This window comes from Hymenobacter sp. 5516J-16 (assembly GCF_022919335.1).
Taxonomy (GTDB): domain Bacteria; phylum Bacteroidota; class Bacteroidia; order Cytophagales; family Hymenobacteraceae; genus Hymenobacter; species Hymenobacter sublimis.
Map to the genome: position 1 here is coordinate 2,012,393 of NZ_CP095058.1, position 26,391 is coordinate 2,038,783.

Annotated in this window: 24 protein-coding genes, 1 tRNA gene and 5 pseudogenes; 11 read left to right on the forward strand and 19 right to left on the reverse strand. The window is 58.9% G+C overall.

Annotated elements, in window-relative coordinates:
- Window positions 1–196: 196 nt before the first annotated feature.
- Window positions 197–685, forward strand: a pseudogene (locus MUN84_RS09950) (DUF4136 domain-containing protein); the annotation flags it as partial.
- A gap of 145 nt (window positions 686–830) precedes the next feature.
- Here MUN84_RS09950 and lipA read toward each other — a convergent pair.
- The 3 genes from lipA to MUN84_RS09965 all read right to left on the reverse strand — a co-directional run bounded on the left by lipA (window position 831) and on the right by MUN84_RS09965 (window position 2,669).
- Complete coding sequence (lipA, locus tag MUN84_RS09955) at window positions 831–1,733, reverse strand: lipoyl synthase (protein ID WP_375374050.1); 903 nt, start codon at window positions 1,731–1,733, stop codon at window positions 831–833.
- 277 nt (window positions 1,734–2,010) lie between these two features.
- Window positions 2,011–2,490 carry a hypothetical protein gene (locus tag MUN84_RS09960; protein WP_244697955.1) on the reverse strand — a complete coding sequence of 160 codons (480 nt, stop codon included), beginning with the start codon at window positions 2,488–2,490 and terminating at the stop codon, window positions 2,011–2,013.
- A 14-nt stretch (window positions 2,491–2,504) separates the two neighbouring features.
- Complete coding sequence (locus tag MUN84_RS09965) at window positions 2,505–2,669, reverse strand: hypothetical protein (protein ID WP_244697957.1); 165 nt, start codon at window positions 2,667–2,669, stop codon at window positions 2,505–2,507.
- Window positions 2,670–2,787: 118 nt separating this feature from the next.
- Here MUN84_RS09965 and MUN84_RS09970 point away from each other — a divergent pair, with 118 nt between their 5' ends.
- A complete protein-coding gene (locus tag MUN84_RS09970; RefSeq protein WP_244697959.1) occupies window positions 2,788–3,192 on the forward strand; it encodes an OsmC family protein in 405 nt (134 codons plus the stop codon).
- Between the two features lie 218 nt (window positions 3,193–3,410).
- Here the strand turns inward: MUN84_RS09970 and ytxJ are convergent, their stop codons facing one another.
- The 4 genes and pseudogenes from ytxJ to MUN84_RS09990 form a co-directional block, all read right to left on the reverse strand.
- Window positions 3,411–3,752, reverse strand: a complete 342-nt coding sequence (gene ytxJ / locus MUN84_RS09975; protein ID WP_244697971.1) for a bacillithiol system redox-active protein YtxJ — start codon at window positions 3,750–3,752, stop codon at window positions 3,411–3,413.
- A gap of 11 nt (window positions 3,753–3,763) precedes the next feature.
- Window positions 3,764–4,096: a hypothetical protein gene (locus MUN84_RS09980; protein ID WP_244697973.1), complete on the reverse strand. Its 333-nt coding sequence runs from the start codon at window positions 4,094–4,096 to the stop codon at window positions 3,764–3,766.
- Between the two features lie 103 nt (window positions 4,097–4,199).
- On the reverse strand, window positions 4,200–4,520 hold the full coding sequence (locus MUN84_RS09985) for a hypothetical protein (RefSeq protein ID WP_244697975.1): 321 nt from the start codon (window positions 4,518–4,520) through the stop codon (window positions 4,200–4,202).
- A 67-nt stretch (window positions 4,521–4,587) separates the two neighbouring features.
- Window positions 4,588–6,566, reverse strand: a pseudogene (locus tag MUN84_RS09990) (thiamine pyrophosphate-dependent enzyme).
- 137 nt (window positions 6,567–6,703) lie between these two features.
- Between MUN84_RS09990 and MUN84_RS09995 the strand changes: the two are divergent.
- The 3 genes and pseudogenes from MUN84_RS09995 (at window position 6,704) to MUN84_RS10005 (ending at window position 10,780) form a co-directional block, all read left to right on the forward strand.
- Window positions 6,704–7,048: a hypothetical protein gene (locus tag MUN84_RS09995; RefSeq protein ID WP_244697977.1), complete on the forward strand. Its 345-nt coding sequence runs from the start codon at window positions 6,704–6,706 to the stop codon at window positions 7,046–7,048.
- A gap of 8 nt (window positions 7,049–7,056) precedes the next feature.
- Window positions 7,057–9,369, forward strand: coding sequence for a hypothetical protein (locus MUN84_RS10000; RefSeq protein WP_410780086.1), 2,313 nt, complete (start codon window positions 7,057–7,059; stop codon window positions 9,367–9,369).
- Window positions 9,370–9,494: 125 nt separating this feature from the next.
- Window positions 9,495–10,780, forward strand: a pseudogene (locus MUN84_RS10005) (M16 family metallopeptidase).
- Window positions 10,781–10,873: 93 nt separating this feature from the next.
- On the opposite strand, the gene MUN84_RS10010 reads toward MUN84_RS10005, so the two are convergent.
- From MUN84_RS10010 to MUN84_RS10025, 4 genes are all read right to left on the reverse strand, one after another.
- Complete coding sequence (locus MUN84_RS10010; protein ID WP_244697979.1) at window positions 10,874–11,530, reverse strand: hypothetical protein; 657 nt, start codon at window positions 11,528–11,530, stop codon at window positions 10,874–10,876.
- A 274-nt stretch (window positions 11,531–11,804) separates the two neighbouring features.
- Entirely contained in the window at window positions 11,805–12,068 is a 264-nt protein-coding gene (locus MUN84_RS10015; RefSeq protein WP_244697981.1) for a hypothetical protein, read from the reverse strand.
- Window positions 12,069–12,186: 118 nt separating this feature from the next.
- Window positions 12,187–12,465 carry a hypothetical protein gene (locus MUN84_RS10020; RefSeq protein WP_244697983.1) on the reverse strand — a complete coding sequence of 93 codons (279 nt, stop codon included), beginning with the start codon at window positions 12,463–12,465 and terminating at the stop codon, window positions 12,187–12,189.
- A gap of 14 nt (window positions 12,466–12,479) precedes the next feature.
- Window positions 12,480–12,734 carry a hypothetical protein gene (locus tag MUN84_RS10025; RefSeq protein ID WP_244697985.1) on the reverse strand — a complete coding sequence of 85 codons (255 nt, stop codon included), beginning with the start codon at window positions 12,732–12,734 and terminating at the stop codon, window positions 12,480–12,482.
- Between the two features lie 276 nt (window positions 12,735–13,010).
- Here MUN84_RS10025 and pheS point away from each other — a divergent pair, with 276 nt between their 5' ends.
- The 4 genes from pheS (at window position 13,011) to MUN84_RS10045 (ending at window position 15,500) form a co-directional block, all read left to right on the forward strand.
- A complete protein-coding gene (gene pheS / locus MUN84_RS10030; RefSeq protein ID WP_244698815.1) occupies window positions 13,011–14,048 on the forward strand; it encodes a phenylalanine--tRNA ligase subunit alpha in 1,038 nt (345 codons plus the stop codon).
- Between the two features lie 182 nt (window positions 14,049–14,230).
- Complete coding sequence (locus tag MUN84_RS10035; RefSeq protein WP_244697986.1) at window positions 14,231–14,677, forward strand: hypothetical protein; 447 nt, start codon at window positions 14,231–14,233, stop codon at window positions 14,675–14,677.
- A 97-nt stretch (window positions 14,678–14,774) separates the two neighbouring features.
- Window positions 14,775–14,848: transfer RNA gene (locus tag MUN84_RS10040), tRNA-Asn, on the forward strand.
- A 475-nt stretch (window positions 14,849–15,323) separates the two neighbouring features.
- On the forward strand, window positions 15,324–15,500 hold the full coding sequence (locus tag MUN84_RS10045) for a hypothetical protein (protein WP_188556951.1): 177 nt from the start codon (window positions 15,324–15,326) through the stop codon (window positions 15,498–15,500).
- Window positions 15,501–15,585: 85 nt separating this feature from the next.
- Here MUN84_RS10045 and MUN84_RS10050 read toward each other — a convergent pair whose 3' ends face one another.
- From MUN84_RS10050 to MUN84_RS10080, 7 genes and pseudogenes are all read right to left on the reverse strand, one after another.
- On the reverse strand, window positions 15,586–15,960 hold the full coding sequence (locus MUN84_RS10050; protein ID WP_244697988.1) for a T9SS type A sorting domain-containing protein: 375 nt from the start codon (window positions 15,958–15,960) through the stop codon (window positions 15,586–15,588).
- Window positions 15,912–18,026, reverse strand: coding sequence for a hypothetical protein (locus MUN84_RS10055; RefSeq protein WP_244697996.1), 2,115 nt, complete (start codon window positions 18,024–18,026; stop codon window positions 15,912–15,914). Before MUN84_RS10055 ends, MUN84_RS10050 begins: the two co-directional genes overlap by 49 nt.
- A 305-nt stretch (window positions 18,027–18,331) precedes the next feature.
- Window positions 18,332–19,006, reverse strand: coding sequence for a sterol desaturase family protein (locus tag MUN84_RS10060; protein ID WP_244697998.1), 675 nt, complete (start codon window positions 19,004–19,006; stop codon window positions 18,332–18,334).
- A 70-nt stretch (window positions 19,007–19,076) separates the two neighbouring features.
- On the reverse strand, window positions 19,077–19,643 hold the full coding sequence (locus tag MUN84_RS10065) for a shikimate kinase (RefSeq protein ID WP_244698000.1): 567 nt from the start codon (window positions 19,641–19,643) through the stop codon (window positions 19,077–19,079).
- A gap of 80 nt (window positions 19,644–19,723) precedes the next feature.
- The gene (locus MUN84_RS10070) at window positions 19,724–20,782 is read right to left on the reverse strand and encodes an ABC transporter permease (RefSeq protein ID WP_244698002.1); all 1,059 of its coding nucleotides are present in this window, start codon (window positions 20,780–20,782) and stop codon (window positions 19,724–19,726) included.
- 86 nt (window positions 20,783–20,868) lie between these two features.
- Window positions 20,869–21,975 (reverse strand): BT_3928 family protein, encoded by a 1,107-nt coding sequence (locus MUN84_RS10075; protein WP_244698003.1) that lies wholly within the window; start codon window positions 21,973–21,975, stop codon window positions 20,869–20,871.
- Between the two features lie 111 nt (window positions 21,976–22,086).
- A pseudogene (locus MUN84_RS10080) lies at window positions 22,087–22,694 on the reverse strand (DUF1599 domain-containing protein).
- 267 nt (window positions 22,695–22,961) lie between these two features.
- Here MUN84_RS10080 and folP point away from each other — a divergent pair.
- Window positions 22,962–23,857, forward strand: a pseudogene (folP, locus tag MUN84_RS10085) (dihydropteroate synthase).
- Window positions 23,748–24,581: a diadenylate cyclase CdaA gene (gene cdaA / locus MUN84_RS10090; RefSeq protein ID WP_317239165.1), complete on the forward strand. Its 834-nt coding sequence runs from the start codon at window positions 23,748–23,750 to the stop codon at window positions 24,579–24,581. Before folP ends, cdaA begins: the two are co-directional and overlap by 110 nt.
- Before the next feature lie 169 nt (window positions 24,582–24,750).
- On the opposite strand, the gene kbl is transcribed toward cdaA, so the two are convergent.
- Window positions 24,751–25,998 carry a glycine C-acetyltransferase gene (gene kbl / locus MUN84_RS10095; RefSeq protein WP_244698005.1) on the reverse strand — a complete coding sequence of 416 codons (1,248 nt, stop codon included), beginning with the start codon at window positions 25,996–25,998 and terminating at the stop codon, window positions 24,751–24,753.
- Window positions 25,999–26,391 lie beyond the last annotated feature (393 nt).

Genomic DNA, 26,391 nt, shown 5'->3' on the forward strand with positions numbered 1-26,391 from the left:
CTGCTGTTTATTTGGCAGAGCTAGCCAGGAACTTCGGATTTATCCGCGTCTGGTGGCCATCATCCCTACTGATTTCTTCCTATGAACCGTATTCCGAAATTCTTGGCCCGCCCCTGACGTTGTCGGTGCTAGGGTTAACCCTACTTCTGGGGTAAGTGGCTGTGCTACCTCGGCTCGTGTTGGGGTAAGCAACGATTTTGATCATTCCGTAAACTTCCGCGCCTACAAAACCTGGGCCTGGTATCCGCAGCAGCCCACCGATACGGAAGGCGGCCCAGCCAAAGGCTATGAGTCGTTTCTGGACAAGCGCATCCGGAGCGCCGTGGAGCAGCAACTCGCCCAAAAAGGCCTCTCCCAGGTTGAAAAGAACCCTGATGTGTACGTTGCCTACAGTGCCCGCGTAGAGGACAAGCAGCGCACCACTGGCGGCTATGGCCCCTATGGTTACCCGTACGGTTATGGTTGGGGCGGCTGGTACGGCCGTGGCTTCAACCAGGGAGTAATCGATTACAAGGCTGGCACCGTAATTCTCGACTTCGTAGATGCCCGCCGCAAGGAGTTGGCGTGGCGCGGTCAGGGCCAAGCCCAAGTCGACAACCAGACCATTTCTGAAACCGAAGTGCAGCGCATTGTAACCAGCATCCTGGGCACTTACCCTCCCGGTGCTGAGCAAGCCAGCCGCTAATCTATTAGCAGTATCATATCTAAAGACCTGCTCCGCGCTATGCGGAGCAGGTTTTTTATTGAGCTCTTACTCGGTTTTCATCAACAGAAAGGTCCCGCTCAGATGTAGAGCGGGACCTTTCTGTTGATGCTAGTTAGGCGAGTTGCTAGATCGGCACGTTCACGTGGCGCTCGGCGTGGTAGCTGGAGCGCACCAGCGGGCCGCTTTCCACATACTTCAGGCCGCGCTTCAAGCCTTCTTCCCGGTAATGGGCAAAGAGGTCAGGGTGAATAAACTCGGCTACCTCAATGTGGCGCTTAGTCGGCTGCAAGTACTGGCCCAGCGTCAGGATGTCGAGGCCATTGGCGGCCAGGTCGTCCATGGCCTGGTACATCTCGTCCTTGGTTTCGCCCAGGCCCAGCATGATGCCGGATTTGGTGCGCTTGCCGGCCTGCTTGGTACGGCGAATCTGCTCCAGGCTCCGGTCGTACTTGGCTTGGGGACGCACGAGACGGTAAAGGCTACCCACGGTTTCCATGTTGTGCGACACTACTTCCTGGCCGCCGGCTATCATGGTATCCAAAGCAGCCCAGTTCGCTTTCACGTCCGGAATTAGGGTCTCGATGGTCGTGGTAGGCGAAAGCAGCTTGGTTTGCACCACCGTTTCGTACCACACGCTGGCACCCCGGTCCTTTAGCTCATCGCGGTTGACGGAGGTAATTACGGCGTGCTTCACGCCCATGAGCTGAATGGCTTCGGCTACCCGGCGCGGCTCGTCGAGGTCGTATTCGGTGGGGCGGCCAGTGGCCACGGCGCAAAACGAGCAGGAGCGCGTGCACACGTTACCCAGAATCATGAAGGTAGCCGTACCAGCGCCCCAGCACTCGCCCATATTCGGGCAATTGCCACTCTCGCAAATGGTATGCAGCTTATGTTCATCCACCAAGCGGCGGACATTGGCGTAGGCGGGACCCACGGGCAGCTTTACGCGCAACCAATCGGGTTTGCGCGGTTTGGCGGGCGCTACGGGAGCAGCCGCCACGGGCTGAATGATGGGCAGGGTCAGCAACAGTTCATCCATGCTGCAAAGGTAAGGGGAATGGGTTGCTACAGAGTCAGCTTCTAAGACAATTCCGCCCCCTTGTGGTTTCGCGGCATCTCCGGAAAACACAACAGCCCCCGAAGGATGGCTCCGGGGCTGTTTTTCACTTTTTAATTTCTGGTGCCCAAATACAGCGTCAGATAAACGGAAGGCAAAAACTGGTCGTTCAGGTCGTTGTCGGGCACCTGCGCCACCCGGATGATGGCCGGGTCCTTGGTATATGCCTCCACCAGAAACCCTACCTCTACCCCGCCACGGCATCCCGGTAACGGCCATACTCAAAACTGAGGGCGCCGCGCAAATGAGCACCCAGAGCCGGTTTGGTTTCACCCGCCCCCGAAAACAGCGGCGCTCGGTCCACGACCAGTTCCTGGGGGCTGCGGTGAATATCGGGGTTGTACTGCTCGTTGCGGATATCGGAGGCGTTGGGGTTGCCTTGGCCATTACCGTAGTCGTAGCTGATGTAGTAGGGCATGAGCAGGCCAATGCTAGGGCCGGCTCCTACCAGCGCATTCACCTGCACCCCTGACTCCGGCGCCTTGCGGAAGATGACCCGCTGCAGGCCCACCGAAGGCCGAATGGCAAACAGGTAGTTGCTTTTGCCATACACGAACGAGCCGCCGTAGCGGGTTGCTACTTTCTGCTCCTTGGGGTGCTTTATCTCTACGGCCTCTAGGCTCCAAAAGCGCGACCAGTCCTGGTTGAGCAGGCGGGTAGAGCGCACGGAAGCGCCGCCAATCAGGCCACCCGGGTATTAAAATTGATACCGTAGGTAAACTCCTTACGGTACGACGGCTCGTCGTTGCTGGAAGAAGTAACCTGAGTTTGCTGGGCCTGCGCCGCCGGGGCAGCCCCAATGGCTGCCAGCAGTAGGCCGCAGCCAAAAACGAACGGAGTGCGCACGGTTCGGGGAAGGAAAGAACGGTGGGAAAATTGTGGGCCCAGCAGCTGCAAACCACCAGCAACCCTATCGAAAGTACGTAAATTTACCCGCATACAAGTACCTGATTTTCGATTTCCTATGAGCACTGCCACCGCCCGCTACGCCGGCCATTTGCGCACCGAAGCTACCCACGTAGCCTCCGGCAACATCATCCTGACCGACGCTCCCGTGGATAACCACGGCCGGGGCGAGGCCTTTTCTCCCACCGACTTAGTAAGCGCAGCCCTGGGCTCCTGCATGATGACCATCATGGGCATCGTGGCCGAGCGCCACGGCCTAAACCTGACCGGCGCCAGCTGGGACGTAACCAAGCACATGCTGGCCGAGCCCCGCCGCATCGGGCAAATTGACGTTACGTTCCGCATGCCTGCCACTCTCACCGAGAAGGAGCAAACCATTCTGGAAAACGCCGCCCGTACCTGCCCGGTAGCCCTGAGTTTAAACCCAGAAATCCGCCAGGAGGTTCGGTTTATTTATGAGTAGTGAGGCGGTAAAATAGTGAACGAGTGAGCTGTCATGGCGATGACGCGGGATGAGGTCATCTGTCCTCTCTTCTGTGACCTGCCCACTAACCAGACAAGCCCTTACTTCCAGCCCGGAGGTAAGGGCTTGTTATCTTTCTAGAGGTAGTGCTTCTTGTAAAGGACGGATGGCCGCGCTCCGCGCCATGACAGTACTTCACTCACCGTTTCACTCTCTCACTATTTCACCAGTTGCGCTACCTCGCTCAGACGGATACCCATGTGGGAGGCGTCGTAGCTGCACTCGCCGTTCTGGATCAGCAGCAGCTGGGGCGACTCATGACGGACACCGAATTTCTCGGCTATTTCGCTGGAAATGGGCCGGAAGCGTAACAAATCAAGGTAGTACAGCTTAGTGGCGGATAGGCCAGCCTCGTCCCACTGGCGCTCTACCTTGCCTTTGGCCGCGGCGCTGATAGAGCAGGAGGTGCTGTGTTTGAAGATCAGAACGGGGTGCTCAAATGATTCGCGGACGATATCAGTGAGCTGCTCGGCTTGCGTGAGGGGTTGCCAGGGGGTCATATGCGGGGTGGTTATTGGGAACTGGATTCTTTCTTCTTCCGAAGACGAAAACTCACGCGGGATGGTTCGGACACGCGTGGCGTACCCGTGCGGTCAAACTGATAACTAGCCCGGCCATCGGTGGGTTTGGTAGCCGCCTGCCGTCCGCTGCCAGCGTGCTTGAGCTCAGCCTTCGTCACCGTCAGATGCGACTCCTTGTATTCGCCCTTGAACTGGGCGGCTTCGCGCAGGGCGCGGCGGTTGGCGACGCGCTGCTGGGCCGGATTCGTAGATTTCAGCTGCGCCAGCGCCCGGTTACTTACCAGGCTGACCAATGCGAAAGTAGTGAGGAACAAGTAGCGCATAGGGTAGAAAGATAATGTGAGGAGTAGGAAAATAGCCGGCAGCCAGACAGCGCACGTGCCCCAAGATAGCCCACATACGGCACAGCAACCAGGGAAGCTTCCTTTACTGCATAAAATCGGGCAGGGTGATGCCCAGGATTTTACGCTGCCCTACTTTATGCTTCAGGCGGCGGCGCTCATACTTGGGCTTTTTGAGCAGTCCCTGCTTGTCGTAGCTGTTCTTTTTGGTTTTCACGGCTTCTTTTTCCACATCCAAGGCCCGCCCGTCGGCCGACTGGTTGTCGGGGTTGCTGGCCTTCTTGACTTTGGGCTGGGGCGGCCCCGTGGGGCTAGGCAGGCGGTAGCGGTGGCAGGCCGGGGCCGTGAGTAGTAGCAACGCCGCCAGTACCACCAGCCGTACGCGCGGCCCAGAAGCAGTAAACATGTTCATTTCTAGTATAAATCAGCTTCTCGTCAGCGGGACAGAGGACGCAAATTACGGGTTTAGCGGGCTAGTAGCTGCGCAGCTTAGCCACGGTTTCGCGCAGGCGCTGCTGGGGTAGGAACACCTTTTCCAGGGGCGGGCGAAGGGCACGGCCGTATCCAGGGAAGCCACGCGGTGTACGGGCGCGTCGAGGTGGGTAAAGCAGTGCTCGGCAATCCAGGCCGCTATTTCGCCGCCCAGGCCGCCTACCAGCGTATCCTCGTGTAGAATAATAACCCGACCAGTTTTCTCCACGGTCTGGCGCACGGCTTCTGTGTCCCAGGGCAGCAAGGTGCGTAGGTCGAGGATGTCGGCCGAAAGCCCTACCTCATCGGCCAGGGCCGAAGCCCAGTGTACGCCGGCCCCGTAGGTGATAATGCTCATCTCGTCGCCCTCGCGCACCAGGGCCGCTTTCCCGATGGGTGTAGTGTAATAGGCATCCGGTACGGGCGCCGACACGCTGCGGTAGAGCAGCTTGTGCTCGAAAAACATGACCGGGTTGGGGTCCTCGATGGCGGCACAGAGCAGCCCTTTCGCATCGACAGGGTTACTGGGGAATACCACTTTCAGGCCGGGCGTGTGGGTAAACCAAGCCTCGTTGCTCTGGGAATGGAAGGGGCCGGCGGCGGTGCCGGCGCCGGTGGGCATGCGCACCACTACGTCGGCGTTCTGGTCCCAGCGGTAGTGGCTTTTGGCCAGGTTATTCACAATCTGGTTGAAGCCGCAGGTCACGAAATCCGCAAACTGCATTTCCACCATGGCCTTTTTGCCCTTAATGCTCAGGCCCAGGCTGGCCCCCACAATGGCCGACTCGCAGAGGGGCGTATTGCGCACCCGGCCCTTGCCAAACTGCTGCACGAAGCCTTCCGTGACTTTAAACACGCCGCCGTAGTCGGCAATGTCCTGGCCCATGAGCACCAGCTCGGGGTAGCGCTCCATGCTTTGGCGCAGCCCGTCGGAAATAGCATCTACATAGCGCTTGTCGGTGGTAGCGGCATCGGCGGCCGGGGCTTGGTCAGGGGCCTGGAAGGGCTGGTACATGTCGGCCAACTCCTGCTGAGGATCGGCAGTAGGCATGGGGGTAGCGTCGGCGATACGCAGGCCTTCCTCAATTTCGCGCTTGATGGTCTCGCGGAAGCGCATGCGGGCTTCCTCATCCAGGATGCCCTCCTGCAGCAACCACTTCTCGTAATTCTCTACCGGGTCTTTCTGGGCCCATTCCTCAAAGAGCTCCTGGGGTACGTACTTGGTGCCGCTGGCTTCCTCGTGGCCGCGCATGCGGAAGGTAAGGGCCTCCAGCAACACGGGGCGCGGGTTCTGGCGCAGGTCCTCGGCTAGGCGGCGCACCATATCGTACACTTCTAGCACGTTGTTGCCGTCCACTTGCACGGCTTCCATACCGTAAGCGGGACCCTTATCGACGAAGTAGCGGAAGCGGAACTGCTCCCGACTGGGGGTGCTCAGGCCGTAGCCGTTGTTTTCAATGATGAAGATGACAGGCAGCTCCCACACGGCGGCCACATTCAGGGCCTCGTGGAAGTCACCCTCAGAAGCGCCACCGTCGCCGCTGTACGTGATGGTTACTTTGGGCTTGTCATCGAGCTTATCGGCCAAGGCAATGCCGCCCGCTACGGCCAGCTGGGGCCCCAGGTGCGAAATCATGCCCACGATGTGGTGCTCGTTGGTACCGAAATGAAAGGACCGGTCGCGGCCCTTGGTGAAGCCCGTGGTTTTGCCCTGCCACTGGGCAAAGAGCCGGTCCAGGGGCACGTTGCGGCCCGTGAACACGCCCAGGTTGCGGTGCAGGGGCAAGATGTACTCGTCGGGCTCCAGGGCCAGGGTGCTACCTACCGATATAGCCTCCTGCCCGATGCCCGAAAACCACTTGCTGACTTTGCCCTGGCGCAGCAGAATGAGCATTTTTTCCTCAATCATCCGGGGCTTAAGCAGGCCCTGGTACAGATGCAGCAGCGTATCGTTGGAGTAATCCTTGCGGTCGAAGTTCATCGGGAGGTAGCAGGTAGTGGTGGGTAGGGCCAAAAGTACGGGTTTGGCGGGGAAGGGAAATTATCGGCTGGTCTTTGTGAAATCGGCTGTTGTGGAGCATCTATCTTCGGGACCTTTTTCCACCCTACCTATTCTCTATGCCCCGACTATTACCCCTCGGTTTATTACTCCCACTTTCTATTGCTGCCCAGGCCCAGCAGCCCGATACCCTGGCGTCGCGCCGCGCGGGCGTGGCATTACAAATCGATAGTTTAGCGGCGCTGCCTACGGCTACCACCGAACCAAATGGGTTTATTGATAAAGTACCAGGCGTTCAACTTACCCCATCAACTAACTTACTCCCCTACCTCCCTGTGCAAGAACAGCTGCGCCAAGTAGCTGGAGTACAGGCCACACCCTACTCCGGGGCGCCGGGGGCCCAAGTGGCGGTGCGCATTCGGGGGCGGCCAGCCTGTCATCTAATGCCCAGCCCCTATACGTAGTGGATGGCATGCCCGTGTTTCAACATACGTTTCGGCCGGGCACCAGTACTTCTAATGGCACAATAGGCTTTGTAGCGACAGAAACGCAGGAGTTGGACGCGAATCCGCTGCTGAGCATTCCTACCGAGGATATAGAGAGCGTACAGGTGCTGAAAGGGGCCTACGAAACCGCTCGCTACGGCTCCCAGGCCGTGAATGGCGTTATCCTGATTACTACCCGCCGGGGCCAGCTAGGCAAGCCCCGCCTCACGTACGCCGGCTACGGCGGCGTGCAACGCACCCGCTACCGCTACGATTTGCTGGATGCGCGGGAGTATGCCGTTCTCCGCAACGAAACTGCCCAGCGCTACGGTGACCCCGCGCCCTATTCTGCCGCCGATATAGCCGCCCTGGGCACCGGTACCGACTGGCAGCGGGAAGTACTGCGCACGGCCGCCGTGCAGGAGCACCACCTGGGCCTGGCGGGCGGCAGCAGTGCCACCCGTTACTACGTGGCCACCGATTACCTGAACCAACAAGGCGTAGTGCTGAACTCGCGCCTGCGCCGCTACGCCACCCGGGCAGCCGTTACCCAGCAACTTGGGCAGCGCCTACGCTTGGAAGCCAGCGGCAGCCTAGCGCACCTGGAGCAGCGCCTACCCAACAACGGAGTCACGAGTGCTACCCTGCTGGCCCTGCCCACCACTGCGCCCAATATGCCTACTACTTCCATTTTCGAGCTTAATCCGGCACAGTTGGCCGAGGGCAATTACCAAACGCCCACGCACCGCCGCCTGCTGGCTCAGCTCCGGGCCGAGTACCGGCTACCCATTGGTTTTACCTTGGATGTGCGCGCCGGGCTGGAGCGCAACACGTTGCGCAGCCACTCCTACCAGATGGCTGTTTCTGGTATTCCGGCCGGCGAAAATGGCAACCTCGCCTTCACTTACCGCCAACTGGTGCTCAGCCCGGCCCTGCGCTACGCCCACAGCTTCGGACAGTTGCAGCAGCACGTGGTGGCAGCCAGTGCGGAAGCCCAGCGCCAAGACCGCCTGACCACTACCGAGCAACAATCCTACCTACCCGGTACGGCCCCCGGCGTTACGCTGGGCGGTAGCAGCAGCAGCACCGAGGACCAGCTGAACTTCTATCAGCTTACAACCGACTATACCTTTGCCGGGCGCTACCAGGTGCGGGGCACCCTGCGCCGCGACGCCAGCAGCAGCTTTGTCGTCCAGGACCGGTGGCAGTGGCTCCCCGGCGGGCAAGTTATCTGGCACGCCTCGCAGGAAAAATTTCTGGCCGGTACGGGGTTCCACCTAAAGCTGTGGACGGGCGGGGGGCGCACGTCGGCCCGGGGCCTCACAGGGCGCAACTTCACGTATCAGTTCATTCCTATAAACGGTACTATCTCGCAGCGCATCACCGTGCTTACCCCCGACTACACCACCCACCTGGACGCGGGCCTGGAGGCTGGCCTGCCCAACAACCGGCTGACGGTGACCGTGGAAGGATACACCCGCCGCACCCGGCACCAGGGCATTACCCCTACCAACACCACTGATCTGGCCCGCCTGCGCAACACGGGCCTGGAGCTGACGGTACGCAGCAGCTGGCAGGCCGGTAGGCTTCAGGCCACTAGCCAATTGGCGGCGGCTTTTAACCGTAACCGGTTAGAGACTGATGCCAGTGTATTCGACTACTTCTTCGCTTATCACCGCACCTATTCCGGCCAACCGCTCAGCACCTTCAACGGCCTGCGCTACCTGGGGCCCGATGCCACCGGCCAGCCTGCTTTCCAGGATATAAACGGGGACGGACGGGGCAACTTCGCCGACCAGGCGCCCCTAGGTAGCGGCCTGCCCCGGCAGCTACTCAGCCTGAATCAGCACTTTGCCCTGGGCCGCTTTGGCGTGCAGCTGCAGGCCGATGGCATGTTTGGGCAGCAAATGCTGAATACTACGCTATTGAGTTTGGACGTGCCAGAAGGACTCTACCGGAATTCTTCGGGCCGGGTGCGGCAACGCTGGACGCCTACCACTCCCGCCGCCGAGGTTCCGGCGGCGGGCACCTACTTTCAGACCCTTGCTAGCACCTACACCTTGCAATCCGGTAATCATGCGCGGCTGTCGGCCGTTACGGTCAGCTATAAGCTTTGGGAGAAAGAAGCACGCAGTGCATCCGTGTGGCTGGGTAGCCACAACCTGCTGGTGCTCACCAAGTACCGGGGCTACGACCCCAACGTCAGCTCCGCTGGCGCCGACAACCAGCAGGCTGGCCTAGATGCCGGGGCCTACCCCACGGCTCGCACCCTGCTGCTAGGCCTGCGGGCCACGCTGTAACCCCCGGCTTGGCGGCCTGCGTACATCTTCCGACCTTGCCCAGCCAGCCGCCCGAAACTTCTATTTCGGGCGGCTGGTTGTTTATCTTATTGCCCCGCTGGGCACTACCTCCCCGCTGACTTTCTATGATTCACTTCGAAGAATTCACCCTTGAAAACGGCCTGCGCTGCATTGTGCACGAAGACCACAGTACGCCCATGGCTGTGCTCAACGTGCTCTACAACGTCGGCTCCCGCGACGAGGACCCCGCGCACACTGGCTTCGCGCACTTGTTTGAGCACCTGATGTTTTCGGGCTCCGTGAACATTCCCAGCTACGACGAGCCCCTGCAGTTGGTGGGCGGCGAAAACAACGCCTTCACCTCTCCCGACATTACCAATTACTACCTCACCCTGCCCGCCGCCAATCTGGAAACCGGTTTCTGGCTGGAGTCGGACCGTATGCTCAACCTGGCTTTCTCGGAAAATGGCTTGGAAGTGCAGCGCAAAGTGGTGGTGGAAGAGTTTAAGCAGAACTACCTCAACCAGCCCTACGGCGACGTGTGGCTAAAGCTGCGCCCCTGGCTTACCAGCACCACCCCTACCAGTGGGCTACCATCGGCAAGGAAGTCAGCCACATCGAAGACGCGACCATGCAGCAGGTGCGCGACTTTTTTGCCAAGCACTACTCGCCCAGCAACGCCATTCTGGTGGTGGCCGGCGACGTGACGGTGGCTGAAGCTCAGCGCCTGGCTGAAAAGTGGTTTGGACCCATCCCCGGCGGTACCCGCTATGAGCGGCAGCTTCCTCGGGAACCGCGCCAAACGGAGGCCCGCCACCTAGAAGTAACTGCCGAAGTACCCTTGTCGGCGCTCTATAAGGTGTACCACATTCCGGGCCGGGCCGAGGAGGGCTACTACGCCGCCGACTTGCTCAGCGACTTGCTAGGCCGGGGCAAGTCCTCGCGCTTGTACCAGCAGTTGGTGAAAGAAACTCCCCTGTTCAACTCTATTTCGGCCTCCGTTATGGGTTCCTTTGAGCCGGGCCTGCTGGTAGTGAGTGGCAAGCTCAATAACGGCGTAACTTTAGAGGAGGCCGATGCAGCGGTAGAAGCTGTGCTGGCAGAACTTCGGGCCACGGAAGTACCCACCGCGGAGCTAGAGAAAGTAAAAAATCAGGCCGAAGCCAGCATTGTATTCAGCGAAATAGAGTTGCTTAACCGCGCCATGAATCTGGCGTTTAGCAAGCTGCTCGGCAACGCCGACCTCGTTAACCAGGAAAGCGCCAAGGTACAGGCCGTCACGCCGACGCACGTGCTGGCCGCAGCCCAGGAAGTCCTGCGGCCCGACAACTGCAGCACCTTGTATTATCGGGCGGCATCTGCCGCTACTACTCTTCCGGCGGAGCCAGAATTGGTAGAATTGGCAAACTAGACGGTAAGTGTAAGTGCACTAAGTTTATAACAGAACAGCCCGCTCGGATTACCGAGCGGGCTGTTCTGTTACCTAAGTACTTCACGGAGAGACTTACCAGCCGCTACCGCCACTACCCCAGCCGTCATCGGCCTTCTTCTTGGGAGCGGCTTTCTTTACTGGAGCAGCCGTTTTCTTGGTGGTACTAGTAGCACCACCGCTTTTGGCAGTACCCGAGGCGCCTGCACCGCTGGCTTTAGGCGCCGCCGGAGCCGGCGTAGCTGCTACAGGAGCGGGCTCGGGCTCTGCTACTGGAATGATAGGAGCTGGGGCCGGCGCAGTGGGCATTGGGTCAGCAGAGCGCACACTCCGACGCACGTACGGCTTCATGGGGCGGCCCCGATAATCCGTGGTTACGCGGCGTGAGGGAGCGGCCGAAAAGCCGGGGGCCAGGCTGGCGCCAATCGGCTGGCTTTCAGCAGCGGGAGCGGCCGAAGCAGCGCCGCCGGCTGCACCACCCCATTCTCCGCTACCCGAAGCAGGAGCCGCAGTAGCGGTAGGCGCGGGCGTGGCGGCTGCAGGCTCAGCAGCAGGGGCTACTGCCGCTTTAGTAGCAGTGGTTTTCTTGGCAGGAGCGGCCGATTTTTTGGCCGGAGCACCCCAACCGTCGGAGGCAGTATCCCAGCCGCCCGATGATTTTTTCTGGGCTACGGCTGGCGCTGCCAGCAGTACGCCACCAATCAGCAACAGTGGGAGGAATTGACGAGTCATAAAAGAAGGTATAAAGCAGATTCTTACCGCAAAGGTACGGCACCCCGCGCGGGCCCGAAACCCCCGCCTCACATTTTGGCCTAACGCGGCCTTGCCCGAGAAGTTCCATCCCAAAGCCGAAATTCAGAAATTCAACGGGCCCCTAGCTTACCGCACCTCCATAGTGGTAGGGCTACAGTCGGCGGTGACTTTTACGGCCGACCGGCGGCTTTCTTGCCGCCCTCGGCTGAAATGGTGGTCGGACCACCGACGGGCTGTTTGGCAGGCTTTTTCTTTAGTGGCCGGCCCATGTAGTCTGTGGTTGGGGGCTGGGCATGTTCAGGCGTAAGCCAGGAGCCAGCTTCAAGTTTTCCTCATCACGCCGGCCGGAGCGGTCGTAGCGTGCGTAAGCTCCGGCGCGGGCTCTTGGGCGGGAGCTAGAGGTTCGCTGGTAGGCGGCTTTGGTGCGCGTCGCTGGTTTGGTTTGCGCCTGGGTAGGTGCCTCCGTAAATAGGCAAGCTAGGCCAACCAGCAAAAAGGGTAGCAGTGAGGTTCTCATAGGAAGGAAGCCGTAAGAAGTTCAAGTAGTTACCGCGTGTTTTCCCTCATACGGCAACAGCCCGGCAACGGCTATGCCGTCCGGGCTGTACGCGGTACTGAACCAACAGAACATGGGCTTACCAACCCGCTGCCATGGGCTCCTGACTTACATCAGCTTGCGCGGAGGCCGACACGGTAGTATTCGCTACGGGTTTGCGCACGGGGCGGCCGTTATAATCAGTGCTGGTGCCGCGGTAGGGGGCCGTGTTCATTCCGGGGGCTATCATAACGCCCGAGGAACGCATCATCGGGTCGTCCTGAGCTACTTCTACGGAGCGGGGGCGCTTGGATTTGGGCTTGGCTACAGGACGGCCGTGGTAGTCGGTGCTGGTGCCGCGGTAGGGTGAGGAGCTCATGCCGGGCGCTACCATCACCCCGACGACTGCATCATGGGGTCCGTATCGGTGGTAGCGGCAGCTTCCCAGCTATTGCTGGGGCTGGCTGGGGCGGCCGGCTCGCTCCAGGTTTCCAGCGCCGGCCACTCGGGCTCCGGAGCTGCGGCGGAAGGCGCCACGCTGGTGTTGGCCAGTTTGCCAGCTTTCACTTTCGATTGGGTTTGTGCCTGCGCCTGGGACGCACTGAAGAAGGCCACTGCCACAGCAGCGGAGAGAAGGTAACGTTTCATCGGGAAAGGCAGATCAGGAGGTGAATACCACACCCGGCCGAACCGGGCTTGCAGCCAGCTGGCTAACGGGTGGCGCCCCACGTTCAGCCTCAGTTGCCGCTTGTGTTCAGGCTATTTGCAGCAACCATACCAGTTTTTTACTCCGGTCCGAGCAGGTGGTTAACTTACATGAAATTTGCGTTGCATAAATCATATATTATTGATAACCAGTCAGTAATTTTCATCAACTAGCGAACAGCAGGCATCTCGCTGCAATCAAGTTACCTTTGCCCCATGATGCAGGATAACATCGCGCGGCTGCGGGCCGAAATTGAAGCCTACGACCTTTCTACAGCGGAACAGCTCGACCAGTTTCGCATTGCCTATACCGGCCGCAAGGGCCAGCTAGCCGACCTGTTCGACCAGTTGAAAACGGTACCACAAGAAGACCGCCGGGCCGTGGGCCAGGAGCTTAACCAGCTCAAGCAGCAGGCTCTGGCCCGCTTTGAGCAGCGCCAGCAGGAGTTGGAGGCCGCTACGGCCAACGCCCCCGCCGATCCTACCTTCGATTACACGCTGCCTACCACCCCCAATGCTCTCGGTACCCGCCACCCCTTGAGCTTGGTGCGCGAGGAAATCGTGCGTATTCTGGCCCGAATCGGCTTTAACGTGGAGGAAGGCCCAGAAATCGAGGACGACTGGCACAACTTCACGGCCCTGAACTTCCCGGAAAACCACCCCGCCCGCGACATGCAGGACACGTTCTTCGTGCGCCGCACGCCCGGCGAGCAGGAGTGGGTATTGCGCACGCACACCAGCCCGGTGCAGGTGCGTGTGATGCAGACCCAGAAGCCTCCAATTCGGAGCATTATGCCCGGCCGCGTGTACCGCAACGAGGCCATTTCGGCGCGGGCTCACATGATGTTCCACCAAGTGGAAGCCCTGTTTGTGGATGAAAACGTGAGCTTCGCCGACCTCAAGCAGACGGTGTATTACTTTGTGCAGGAGCTATTCGGCCAAGACATGCAGGTGCGGTTTCGGCCCTCTTTCTTCCCCTTCACGGAGCCCAGCGCGGAAATTGACATTACCTGCCTGATCTGCAAAGGCAAGGGCTGCAACATCTGCAAGGGTACGGGCTGGGTAGAAATTGGGGGGTGCGGCATGGTGGACCCGGCCGTGCTAGAGCAATCCGGCATTGATCCGGAACGCTATTCTGGCTACGCCTGGGGTATGGGCATTGAGCGCATCACCATGCTTAAGTACCAGATTAAGGATCTGCGCTTGTTCACGGAGAACGACACTCGCTTTCTGCGTCAGTTTGAAAGCGCCCAGTAAAGCGCCTAATCACTAGTAGGCAAGCTCCCATTTACGGCTGTAGGTGGGAGCTTTTTGCATCCCTACCTTAGCCACGCTGAACAAGAGCTTTCTCTTGGATATACAACCAACCGTAAGCCTTGTGTGTATCAGTGCGGGCAAGTTGTGCGTTCTACCCGCTCCGCTGTTTTACGCTTCCACTTATGTTCTTTGCTCCTTTCCGACGCACGTGCGCTGTTGCCTGTAGTATTCTGGCCACCGGGCTGATGTCGGCGGCCTGCAATTCCGCCACCAACGACGCCCAACCTCAAATTCCGCTAGCGGCCGTAAACGAGGTTGTGTTTCTGACCAATCAGGAAAACAGCAACCTGCGCTTTGATAACGGAGCAGTGTACCACAAGGGAGGCGTGCGCGGCCTCATCATTGTTCGGCAGAATGCTAACAGCTACCTAGCCTTCGACCGTAATTGCCCCTACCAACCTCTGGACACCTGCGCACGGGTAAAAATCGACCCATTTCTGCGGCTTTACGATCCGTGCTGCAAGTCACAGTTTAGCTTTCAGGGGCAAGTACAGGGCGGCCCAGCTACCCGCCCCCTGCGTCAGTACAACACGGCGCTGTCTGGCAATACTCTGACAATCACGAACTAATTGTTTTTCTGTATTTTTTTCGAAATACATGTTTGGACGTTCCAGAACTTTGCTCTAATATTGCACCAGCAACGGCGAAAAACACGCCGCCATAACCGCTTCCTTAGCTCAGCCGGTTAGAGCATCTGACTGTTAATCAGAGGGTCCCTGGTTCGAGCCCAGGAGGGAGCGCACAAACCCGGTAGTAGACTTACACTTAGTCTGCTACCGGGTTTTTTCTTTGCTGGCAGTACAGCTCGTGGGACAACGCTAAAAGACTGTTCCGCCCATTTGATTAACAAACGCCCGCTTCCTGACGACTGCCATAATTGCCAGGGTGGTGGCGGTTGATGAGTTGACGAAATCTCAGACCGTGATGACTGCCCACGCCCAGTACATCTTCAGGTGCTGGCCTTACAGGCAACGAGCGGCCACCGTACCAGCCTCGGGTTTGTTGGAGAGCTTTGACTTGGCCCGCACACTTCCTGATACACGCACCTGCTGCACGTCCAGACCGGGGGTTTCGCTACCTCTCACGCCGAATCATCGTAGAATAACTAGAGCTAGGCTGTTCACCGCCCTGGATACTAACCTTTTCCGGGGCGAAAGAGTACATGCAGAAAGAGCCCTCTCATCGTGGCTTGCGTTCCACTATCTCTCCTGCACCATGACTACTTTCCGCTTTCCCCTCACCCTGGCTTTTCTTGTGCTGTTCACGTTTTCACTGAGCAGCTGCGATGCTATTGGCACCATCTTCAAGGCCGGCGCCTGGACGGGCCTGATTGGCGTGTTCCTAATTGTGCTGCTGCTCTGGCTGGTAGTTAACCGCTTCCGCCGGCGTTAACCGTTCCTTTTCCTGCCACAAACACGCAACGGCCGCCCCTGCTTAGGGGCGGCCGTTGCGTGTTTTTCTAGGTGCTTGAAGTTCGTTATTCTTTCACCACGCGGATGCTCTGACTGCCTTCAGCCGTGCGAATGCGCACTACGTACATGCCGGCTGGTTGGTGGGTTAGGTCGAAGCTACCGTCGGGAGCAATAGCGGCTACCCGGGCGCCCAGCACGTTCAGCACTTCAGCGCCCCCAGCCGCCGTGCCGCTGGGTAGCAGTACCTGAAAGCGGGTAGTACCGGGGTTAGGCACCACCTGGGCCGCTACTTCCGCTGCCGCTACCACCACTACCTGCGACAGGGCCTCGGTACCGTCCGTATCACGCTGGCGCAAGCGGTAGTAGCTGATGCCCGGTAGCGGAGCCGTATCTAGGAAGCGGTACTGCTGCCCCTGGCTGGTAGTGCCATGCCCAGCCACCGTTCCAATGGCGCTGAAGGCTTGCCCGTTCGCACTGCGCTCCACAGTAAATCCGTTGTTGTGTAGCTCCGCAGCCGTTCGCCAGTTGCACGACACGGCAGCGCCAACCCGAGTGGCCCCGAAGGCCACCAGCTGCACGGGTAGTACGCCCGGCTCTGGGAGGTAACGCCAAAGGGCGAAAACTTTTTAATGCCGCCTTTTTTGCTACCCTTCGTGTTGCCTCTCACAATCAAGGAAGGCGTATCGCGCACTCCATCCCAGCTGGCACCGGTTGTGTAGTGGTCAATAAAGGCGTTGTTGGCCTGGAAGTCGGTGCCCTCGTCCTTGGTAGTCCAGAAGGCCTGCAGGGTTATGTCGGAGTTGCCAGGGACTTCTTCGCTTACAAACCAGGTTTTCTTGACCACGCCTATAGTTAGCGGCTCAGCTCCGTTTTCATTGGCATCGTAGGAGCGGTACACGTTGTTGGCAACCCGCACCTTATAAGTATCCTCGGAGTTAGCAGCCGTTTGCGAGAGTACTACCGGCGAGTAATCGTTCAGGTCGGGGGTAACGGCCACCGGGAAGTTAACTTCGGCGCCGGAGCTAGTGACGGTTTGCCGCAGCCCGCCTTTGCCGTTGGTTACAAAAAGCCCCGAGCCGGCCAGCATTTCCACCGAGCCTTCTTTCAAAATGGTCAGGTCGAAGTCGCGCAGAGCCAGGGCCGACAGACCGGTGCTGCTGAAGCTTACCTTGTTGCTAACCAACACGTTGCTTCCTAGTTGCTTGGCTCCGGTGCCGGTTAGCTTCAGAATACCATAGCTGCCTCCATCCACGGTTTGCGGACCCGTGGTAGTCGTGTTGCTGTACTCCACGGTGCTGGTGGTAGCCAACGCGCCCAGGGTAATGCCGCCGCTGGTCAGTTTATCGATTTGCAGTACTGAGCCGGCCGTAACATCCACCGTAGCGTTCAGGTTGTCGTGGCCACCCAGGTAAAGCGCGGCCGGTTCGCCGGGCCGCCCCACTACCAGCTTGGTGTTAGCGCCTTTCAGGCTCAGCGCCGCCCCGCTGCTCAGGCGGCTAACTCCGGCCGTATTGCCCCGCACATAAAAGGTTGTGTTATCCAGGTTGAAGTTAGCGGGCTGGGTGCCGGTGCCATCAGCATTCACACCCCAGCTGCTTTTGTCGTTCAGGTTGCCAGTAGTGGCCGAATAGAAAATATTGGTTTCGGGCGTGATGGTCACGTCGTCCAGGCTTAGCCCGTTGCCGTTGGAAGTCGAGTTGAACACGTACGACCAACGAATCATAATCTCTTCGCCGTTGGCTAGGCCGGCTCCGAAGGGCGAGCTACCGCCCCCAACAAGCTTGGCCCGCGCTACCCGCCGGTTGGTGGCGGAGTTGCCGTCGCTGCTGGCAATAACGGCCGCCGTAGAGGGCGCATTCACCATCAAGTCACCGATTTCCGTCCAGGTGCCGCTTACCAAAGCTGCCTTTTCCGCAGCGCTGGCCGTAGCCGGCAGCTTGCGGTACCACACCCGTACGCGGGCGTCATCCATTTTGCCGGAGTTGTACCACTGCTCCATGGCGTAGGCCACTTCCAGGTTCTTGATTAGCGTACCAGACGAGTTTTGCAGCCGAATGCCGATGTAGCCCACTCCGGTGTCGGTGCTGGTGGCGGCAATACCACCCAGGGCCCGGTCGGGGGAGTTGGTTGCAGCGCCGAAGTGGTACCAACCCGCGCCAGCTGCCGTGCCATCTGGGTTTACCGTCTTGCCCTGGGAACCATTGTCGGGCGGAATGGTCCGGTCGTAGAATATGGCGGTGGGGGTTGCCCGAATGCTGGTCGGAAATTCCTGAGCCCCGTGCTTGTTCAGGGTAAAGCCGGCGTACACGCCCAGTAGCGTTTGGTTGTTGACAAACACGCTGTTTGTGTTGCCGAGCGCATTGAAGTTCTGCACGTAAGGAGCCAGCCCGTTGGAGGTGCCGTCGGCGGTAGGCTTGTCCTTGAACACGTACTGCGCCTGCGCTACGCCCGCGCAGCAGGCCAACAGGGTAAGCAAAGGCAATACTCGGGTAGAGGGTGCTTTCATACAGAGCAGTAAAGGATATGGCTGAAAGGCTCATTCTGACAAAATCCTTCTGGATTTTCCCACAATGATTTTTCAAATGTATATAATCATTCCTATTATAAATTATATCAGTAGCTGAATAAGCATATTTAGAAGTTAAATTATATAATCTACTCACCATTTCTTGATACTTCTTTCATTAATTCAATTTTTTATTGTAGAGCTTGCCTACGGATAACTCACGCTGAGTAGAGGGTTGGACATAAAAAAAGAGCCTGACGTTTTGGCCAGGCTCTTTCAAAGCGGGAAAACAGGAGTATGCTTGCCTATGTGCTCTTCTTGGGCATGGTCCCGACGATATGGTCCCATAGGGTAGTGCTCACTCCGAAGGCAATTTCATCCTGGCGGTAGTGGTGCTGGGCGTGGTGGTGCCACCAGAACTTGAGGAAGTTTTTCGGGGGCGAATACACGTGGATGGCGTAGTGCACAAACAGGTACAGGGCGTAGCCAAATACGAAGCCAGCCAGCACGCCGTAGCCCGCGTTACCGAAAGTGAAGCGGAAAATAAAGAACAGAAGCGAAGCCACGAACACCGTCAGGATGGGCGGCATGGCCAGGCGCGTTTTGTCCTTGGGAAACTCGTGGTGGACGCCGTGCATGGTATACTGAAACTTAGCCTTACGGGGCGTATTGGTGCTCATGTGGTACACAAAGCGGTGCATTAGATACTCCGCCAAGGTAAAGAGCAGCCATCCGCCCAGGAAAAGACCAAAGGCCGACAACCCGGTAAGCAGGCCCTCGCTGAGGCTGTAGTAGAGGCTCACGCCCGCCACGGCAAAGAAAATAGAGAGCGGACCGGCAATGTGCGTGTGCGTGAGACGCTCCAGAACCGGATTTTCAAACAGACGGGCCGAGCCCTTGTGTTTCGGCTTGATGGCCTCGGGAGTTTTAACCGGCGTTACTGTAGTGCTGGTTTCCAGGGTTTCAGAAGAGGTGTTCATGCCAATACAGGAATGATGAAGGCGCAAAAGTACACAGGGCCGCGCAAATGCCAGGCCAACTACTACCCCCTTAGGCAGTAGTGAAATAACGCGCTATTAGCTGCTGCACGGCCTCCAAGGAGCAGGTAGGAGCCGCGCAGCAAATCGGGGCGCGGTCGTAAAACCGCTGGCGGGCAGCTAAGGTTTCGCGCAGGCGCGTTTCCAGCCCGGCTGCGTCGGGCAAAGCGGCCAGCAGGGGGCGGCTAGCCGCCACAGCTTGCAGGCGCCGCACCAGTTCCTCTACCGGCACGGCCAGGTAAAGCGTTAGGCCGGTGGTCAGTAGTACCTCCAGGTTATGATGAAAGCAGGGCGTGCCCCCACCGGTAGCCAGCACCAGCCGTGGGTAAATAGCTACCACGTCGCGCAGGACGTCGGCTTCCCGCTGGCGAAAATACTCCTCGCCTTCCTGGGCGAAGATTTCAGAGACGCTGCGCTGCTCCCGCTGCACTATTTCCTCATCCAAATCCAGGAAAGGGAGGCCATAGGCTACGGCCAAAGCCCGGCCCAGGGTGGTTTTGCCCGCCCCCGGCATCCCTATCAAATGCAGCCGCTTAGCAGTGGCAGGTAGGGCGTAACGAACTGGGCTGGGGCGAGTCATGAGGAAAAGAAACTACTTGATCAGCAAAGCCATGTAGGGTTGCATGCTTGCTCGGACTGTAATAGAAGAAGGCTCAGCACCTATCCTAGCTTCACGCGGGGGTCTAGCAGGGCGTAGAGCACATCAACTACAATGTTAACCACCACGAAAAGCGCGGCAATAAAGATGGTAGCGCCCATGACAATGGGGAAATCCAGGTTTTCTACGGCCCGCAATGTGACGGTGCCCAGGCCCTTCCAGTTGAAGATGTACTCAATGAAAAAGGCACCCGCCATGAGCGAAGCCAGCCACCCCGACACGGCCGTAATCACCGGGTTCAGGGCGTTTTTTACGGCGTGGCCCATGACGGTGCGGTAACTGGAGAGACCCTTGGCCCGCGCCGTGCGGATGTAGTCCTGGCTCATGACCTCCAGCATGGAGGAGCGGGTTAGCTGCACGATAACGGCTAAGGGGCGGATGCCCAGGGCAAAAGCCGGGAGCAGCAAGTTCTTCAGAGTCAGGTGGCGGCCAGAAAAGGCGTCGGTTTCGTAGAGCTGGCCCGTGAGGTTCAGCCCTGTCCAGTTGCTCCAGTAAAACCCGAACGTCATGGCAATAAGGATGGCCGCCACGAAGGATGGCACCGAAATGCCCAGCACCGAGGTGGAAAGCAGGGTCCGGTCGAGCCAGGAGTGCGGTTTTAGGGCCGCTACAATGCCCAGCCCAATGCCCAGCACCGCCGCCAGCAACGTGGCCGCCACGGCCAGCCAGAGCGTGCCGGTAAAGTGGTCAAGCAGAATGCTGAGCACCTCCTTGTTGCTTTGAAAGGAGCGGCGCAGGTAAGGCGTTTTCAGCACCAAGGCCTTTTCACTTCCGAGGGGCAGCAACTGTAGGCCGCCGTACTTGGCCACTCCCGCCGAGTCGCGCGGGTGCACGCCCAGCGGCGACACGTCATTCAGGTAGCCAGCCAATTGGGCGGGTAGGGGTTGGTCCAGGCCCAAGTCGGCGGCAATGGCGGCGCGGGTCGCGGCGTCGCTACGCTGCCCGGCCAGCAGGGCTACCGGGTCGCCGGGCAGCACCTGAAACAGGAAAAACACCGTCAGCGCTACCCCCACTAGCACCAGCACGCCCTGCCACAATCGGCTTAAAATGAAACCTAGCATCTTCTTCAGTTGCTAGTTGCCAATTGCCAGTTGTCAGTGAGCAACAGAATAATCTGGTGACTGACAACCGGCAACTGGCAACTGATTTACAGCAGTTCCTCTAGCTTGCTGGCTTCGGGAATATCGTGGTAATGAAACTTGCCCTTCACTACCCCATCCTGCAGCAGAATAAAGCCGGGGTTGGAGCGAATCATGGACTTGAGCACGGTGGCGTCGGCGAAGTAGTAGGTGCCGGCCAGGTTCACGTCGTGGCGGAAGGCGTCAAACTCCTGCGGGCTGCTGCTGGTAATGATGAGGGGCCGAATCTGCTTGCGCGACTTGGCCGCGTCCTCCATCAGCTTACTGATATCCTTGAACCGGTCCCGGTCGGCCGTGTTGGCGCTTTGCACAATCAGCAGCAGCTTGTTGCCGGTCAGCACGTCCTGGGTGTGGTCCTTGCCCTCGGCATCGAAGATGGAGAAGTCGGTGATGACGGGTTTTGACGTGAGCGGGTTGAGCACTTCCATGCTCTTGTATTTCCAGGTTGAGTCGGTGGGGTATTCCGTGAAGGTTTTGGTTTCGCCGTTGCGCTCCATCACGTACTGGTACTTGGCCTGCTCCTGGGGCTTCATGAGCTTGCCTATGTCGTTACCCACCTTGTAGGGTAGGAAGTCGAAGTAGGGCAAGTGGCCCAGGGCCCGCACCCCAATGCCAATGGCCACGGCCGAGGCCAGGGTGATGTACATCACGCCCAGCGTGCCTTTGGCAAATACCCGGCGCAGGTAGCGCTGGTTGAAGAACACCACGGCCCAGAGCACGAGCAGGAACAGGTCCTTGAAGAAGGAAGTCCAGGGCGTGAGCTTGATGAAGTCGCCGAAGCAGCCGCAGTCGGTTACCTTATTAAAGGCCGCCGAGTAGAACGTCAGGAACCCGAAGAACACCAGCAGGGCCAGCAGCACCCACAGGGTTTGGCGCAGCATCCAGCGCAGCAGCACGGCCACGCCCAGCACCACTTCCAGGGAGCTGAGCACAATGCTCAGGGTGCGGGAATGCGGAATAAAGATTTCGAAGAAAGAGCCGAAGTCCTTGGAGAATACCTCAAAGTACTCCTCCAGCTTGAGGGCAGTGCCCACGGGGTCGTTCAGCTTTACGAGGCCCGAGAAGATAAACACAACGCCCAGCAGCAGCCAGCAAATACGGGTAACTTGTTTCATGTGGGGTCTTGGAAACTTAGGGTCTTGGGGTCTTAGATGTAGCCAGGTTAGCAACCAGCCAAGGGCACATACTGCTGGCAAGCCTGCGCTGTTCCGTTTTTCCTCGCAGAGTTATGACAGTAGGGTACGCTTCTCTGAACAAAGTAACAGAACGAGAACCAAGACCCTAAGACCCGAGTCCCCAAGTCCCATTTTAATCAACACAAACACGGCGTAGTTCAGCATGTCGCGGTAGTTGGCTTCTACGCCTTCCGAAACGCGGGTGAGGCCGCCCAAATCCTCGATTTGCTTGGTGCGGTGCAGCTTCATCAGAATGATGTCCGTGATGCTTTCAATGCGCATCTGCCGCCAGGCCTCGCCGTAATCGTGGTTTTTGGCGAACAGCAGCCGGCGGTTTTCGGCTACCTGCGCGTCGTAGGCGGCGGCTACGGCGGTGGGCTCCAGCTCTAGGGGCGCCTCAGGGGTAGGCCCAGCTGCATGAGGGCAATAATGCAGTAGTTGATGATGGCCACGAATTCTTCTTCTACCCCGTCGGCCACCAGTTGCACGCCCTTTTCCTGAATGCTACGGATGCGCTGGGCTTTAATGTAAATCTGGTCCGTAACGGAGGGTAGGCGCAGGATGCGCCAGGCCGTGCCGTAGTCGTGGGTTTTGGCCAGAAACAGCTGCCGACACCGGGCAATGACCTGGTCGTATTCGTGCTGGGTTTGATTCTCCAAGTTTTTGGGGCTATTTTGGAGGGTCTTGGGGGCTTCGGGTCTTGGGGTCTTGGATTACGCGCTGAGCTGATTCTTCTCCATCAGACACTGACAGCCGCCCAGCTCCTCGCTGACCTGACTACTGCCTCCTGCCCACCCACCGGCCATCCAAGACCCCAAGACCCGAAGCCCCCAAGACCCATGACAACGCAAGATACGTGCTTTTCCCCGAGGCAAACCCTGCGCTGCCGCGGCGGCCGGGTGCTAGATTTACGCCAGCCCCAGGTGATGGGCATCCTGAACCTGACTCCGGACTCATTCTTCGCGGGTAACCGCATTGGTAGTGAGCATGAGCTGCTGCGCCGGGCCGAGCAGATGCTGCGCGCTGGGGCTGCCGTGCTGGATTTGGGTGGCTACTCCTCCCGGCCCGGCGCCGAGCACATTTCCGCCGACGAAGAGAAAAAGCGCCTATTGCCCGCCGTAGAGGCCGTGCGCCAAACTTTTCCAGACGCCGTTATTTCCGTGGATACCTTCCGGGCCGAGGTAGCGGCCGAGGCCGTAGCCGCCGGCGCCGACATGCTCAACGACATCAGCGGGGCACCCTGGACGAGGACATGTTTGCCACGGTGGGCCGGCTGGGCGTGCCCTACATTCTGATGCACATGCGCGGCACGCCCCAAACCATGACCCAGCTTACCCACTACGAAGACGACTTGGTACTGGAGCTGGTGCGCTACTTCCGCGACAAGCTGGCCGAGCTGCGCCACCACGGGGTGGTAGATGTGGTGCTGGACCCCGGCTTCGGGTTTGCCAAAACGCCGGCTCAGGGCCACGAGCTGCTGCGGCGGCTGCGGGAGCTGCATGTGCTGGGGTTGCCTATACTGGCGGGCCTTTCGCGCAAAAGCATGGTATACAAACCCCTGGGCCTTACGCCCGAGGCGGCCCTGGCTGGCACCATTACCGTCAATACCCTGGCCGTGCTCAACGGGGCCCGTCTGCTGCGCGTACACGACGTGGCCGAAGCAGTGCAAACTATCCAGCTCGTTTCCAGTACCTACCCCTACCCCACTCGTCGTGATTGGCGCCTTCACCATCGGCTTCCTGCGCATCGGCTGGATAGACGTCGTGGACGTACTTCTGGTCACGGCCCTGTTTTACCAGCTCTACAAGCTACTAACGGGTAGCGTGGCCCTAAAGGTATTTCTGGGTTTCATGTCGCTTTACCTGGTGTACTTGGTGGTAAAGGCGGTGGGCATGGAGCTGCTGACCAGTATTTTAGGTCAGTTCATGAGTGTGGGTGTGCTGGCCGGCATCATCTTGTTTCAGCAGGAAATCCGGCGGTTTTTGCTCAATGTGGGCAAGGCTACCTCGTTTGGCAACCGTCTGCGCATGTTTCCGTGGCGGCGCGAGCCCCAGCAGGAGCGCATGAACATCACCCCGTTTATTGAAGCCGCCAAAAGCCTGGCCAGCAAGCAAACCGGGGCCCTCATTGCCTTCAGTATGGCTTCCGACTTAAAGTTTTTCGCTGATTCCGGCGACCTGATTGATGCGGCCGTGAGTAAGCGCCTGCTCATGAGCATCTTCAACAAAACCTCGCCCCTGCACGACGGCGCCGTCATTATCACCAACGGCCGCATTCGGGCTGCCCGCTGCATCCTACCCGTCAGCGAAAACCCCGATGTGCCCGCCTCCATGGGCTTGCGCCACCGCGCCGCCATCGGCCTCACCGAAATTACCGACGCTATTGTACTGGTAGTAAGCGAGGAAACCGGCTACATTTCCTTGGTTCGCGGCGGCGAAGTATTCCGCAACCTAGCCCCGCCGACCTGCGCGCCCGCCTCAACGAGTTTCTGTTTGATGTGGCACCCAAGCCCACCGCCGCAGCCGGCTCCGCTACTGCCGAGGTAGCAGCATAGCGGCTGATTAATTCCTTTCTCGTAGTCATTAAAGCTCGTCATCCTGAACGGAACGAAGGACCTTATCAGGCCTGAATGAGTCGTTGGCTGACTGCTGTTCAGGCCTCATAAGGTCATTCGCTCCGTTCAGGATGACGGACATAGATTGTATATAAGGATGCTTACGGCGTGTTTTGCACAACCTGGCCGGCTTCCGGCTGCTGGGCTGAGGGCTCTTTGATGGTGCCTAGCTCGCGGCCTACCTCAATGAAAGCATTGATGGCCTTGTCGAGGTGGGCGCGGGTGTGGGCGGCGCTGAGCTGCACCCGGATGCGGGCCTGACCTTTGGGCACTACCGGAAAGTAAAAGCCCACCACGTAAATACCTTTTTCCAGCATTTTAGCCGCGAAATCCTGGCTAAGCTTGGCGTCATACAGCATGACGGGCACGATAGGGTGCTCACCAGGCTTGATGTCGAAGCCGGCTTCCGTCATTTTGGCGCGGAAGTACTTGGTGTTTTCTTCCAGCCGGTCGCGCAGCTCGGTGCTTTCCGTGAGCAGTTCCAGCACCCGCAGAGAAGCGCCCACGATGGCCGGAGCCAGCGTGTTGCTGAACAGGTAGGGGCGGCTGCGCTGGCGCAGCATGTCAATGATTTCTTTGCGGCCGGAAGTGAAGCCACCCATGGCGCCGCCCAGAGCTTTGCCCAGTGTGCCGGTAATAATGTCCACGCGGCCCATGGCATTGCGGTACTCGTGGGTACCGCGGCCGGTTTTGCCCAGGAAGCCCATGCTGTGGCACTCGTCAATCATTACCAAGGCCTCGTACTTATCGGCTAGGTCGCAGATCTGGTCGAGCTGGGCGATGGTGCCGTCCATGGAGAACGAGCCGTCGGTGACGATGATGCGGTGGCGGGTACCTTTGGCTACGGCATCTTGGAGCTGCTTTTCTAGGTCCTGCATGTCGTTGTGGGCGTAGCGGTAGCGCTGGGCCTTGCACAGGCGCACCCCATCAATGATGGAGGCGTGGTTCAGGGCATCACTGATAATGGCGTCCTGCTCGTTGAATAGAGGCTCGAACACACCGCCGTTGGCGTCGAAAGCCGCCGCGTACAGAATAGTATCCTCAGTGCCCAGAAACTCGGCCAGCTTTTGCTCCAGCTGCTTGTGAATATCCTGGGTGCCGCAGATAAAGCGCACCGACGACATGCCGTAACCGTGGGTATCAATGGCTTCCTTGGCCGCCCGCACTACCTCTGGGTGCGACGACAGCCCCAGGTAGTTGTTGGCGCAGAAGTTCAGCACTTCACCGGCCTCGGTGGTTTCAATTTCGGCGCCCTGGGGCGAGGTAATGACGCGCTCCTTTTTGTAGAGGCCTGCGTCCTTGATTTCCTGAAGCTGTTTTTCGAGGTCCGGCTGAAGGGTGGTGTACATCGGTGAATGGGTAAGTGAGTGACTGCGTGAGTGGGAGGTTAGGCAAAGGTAACAGGACAATCGCGGCTGTCATTCCGAGCGAAGCGAGGAATCTGGGTTAGCCACTGATGAGTAACTCAGATTCCTTGCCTCACTCGGAATGACAAAGTTACTTCGACGTAGAGCCGGGTACTGTCTTTGCCCTATTCGCACGGTTGTCACCCCGCCAACGCGTCGCCTGAAAAGACGGAGCCCCGGTAGGTGGATCTGCCGAGGCTTCAGGAAGTGGGTGATATGCACACCCTCAACCTAATCAGTTATGGGTAAGTGTGCGAAAAAGAAAGTGCCGATGGCCGGTCGGTTCCGCATGCTGCTGGAGCTGGCTTAAGCAACGGCAACAAGAGCAATTCGGGC

Excerpts from the sequence above, each read along its gene's own strand:
- MUN84_RS09970 (WP_244697959.1), top strand. The coding sequence starts at position 2,788 with ATGAGCACTGCCACCGCCCGCTACGCCGGCCATTTGCGCACCGAAGCT.
- ytxJ (WP_244697971.1), bottom strand. The coding sequence starts at position 3,752 with ATGACCCCCTGGCAACCCCTCACGCAAGCCGAGCAGCTCACTGATATC.
- MUN84_RS09980 (WP_244697973.1), bottom strand. The coding sequence starts at position 4,096 with ATGCGCTACTTGTTCCTCACTACTTTCGCATTGGTCAGCCTGGTAAGT.
- MUN84_RS09985 (WP_244697975.1), bottom strand. The coding sequence starts at position 4,520 with ATGTTTACTGCTTCTGGGCCGCGCGTACGGCTGGTGGTACTGGCGGCG.
- MUN84_RS09995 (WP_244697977.1), top strand. The coding sequence starts at position 6,704 with ATGCCCCGACTATTACCCCTCGGTTTATTACTCCCACTTTCTATTGCT.
- MUN84_RS10000 (WP_410780086.1), top strand. The coding sequence starts at position 7,057 with ATGCCCGTGTTTCAACATACGTTTCGGCCGGGCACCAGTACTTCTAAT.
- MUN84_RS10010 (WP_244697979.1), bottom strand. The coding sequence starts at position 11,530 with ATGACTCGTCAATTCCTCCCACTGTTGCTGATTGGTGGCGTACTGCTG.
- MUN84_RS10015 (WP_244697981.1), bottom strand. The coding sequence starts at position 12,068 with ATGAGAACCTCACTGCTACCCTTTTTGCTGGTTGGCCTAGCTTGCCTA.
- MUN84_RS10020 (WP_244697983.1), bottom strand. The coding sequence starts at position 12,465 with ATGAGCTCCTCACCCTACCGCGGCACCAGCACCGACTACCACGGCCGT.
- MUN84_RS10025 (WP_244697985.1), bottom strand. The coding sequence starts at position 12,734 with ATGAAACGTTACCTTCTCTCCGCTGCTGTGGCAGTGGCCTTCTTCAGT.
- pheS (WP_244698815.1), top strand. The coding sequence starts at position 13,011 with ATGCAGGATAACATCGCGCGGCTGCGGGCCGAAATTGAAGCCTACGAC.
- MUN84_RS10035 (WP_244697986.1), top strand. The coding sequence starts at position 14,231 with ATGTTCTTTGCTCCTTTCCGACGCACGTGCGCTGTTGCCTGTAGTATT.
- MUN84_RS10045 (WP_188556951.1), top strand. The coding sequence starts at position 15,324 with ATGACTACTTTCCGCTTTCCCCTCACCCTGGCTTTTCTTGTGCTGTTC.
- MUN84_RS10055 (WP_244697996.1), bottom strand. The coding sequence starts at position 18,026 with ATGAAAGCACCCTCTACCCGAGTATTGCCTTTGCTTACCCTGTTGGCC.
- MUN84_RS10060 (WP_244697998.1), bottom strand. The coding sequence starts at position 19,006 with ATGAACACCTCTTCTGAAACCCTGGAAACCAGCACTACAGTAACGCCG.
- MUN84_RS10065 (WP_244698000.1), bottom strand. The coding sequence starts at position 19,643 with ATGACTCGCCCCAGCCCAGTTCGTTACGCCCTACCTGCCACTGCTAAG.
- MUN84_RS10070 (WP_244698002.1), bottom strand. The coding sequence starts at position 20,782 with ATGCTAGGTTTCATTTTAAGCCGATTGTGGCAGGGCGTGCTGGTGCTA.
- MUN84_RS10075 (WP_244698003.1), bottom strand. The coding sequence starts at position 21,975 with ATGAAACAAGTTACCCGTATTTGCTGGCTGCTGCTGGGCGTTGTGTTT.
- kbl (WP_244698005.1), bottom strand. The coding sequence starts at position 25,998 with ATGTACACCACCCTTCAGCCGGACCTCGAAAAACAGCTTCAGGAAATC.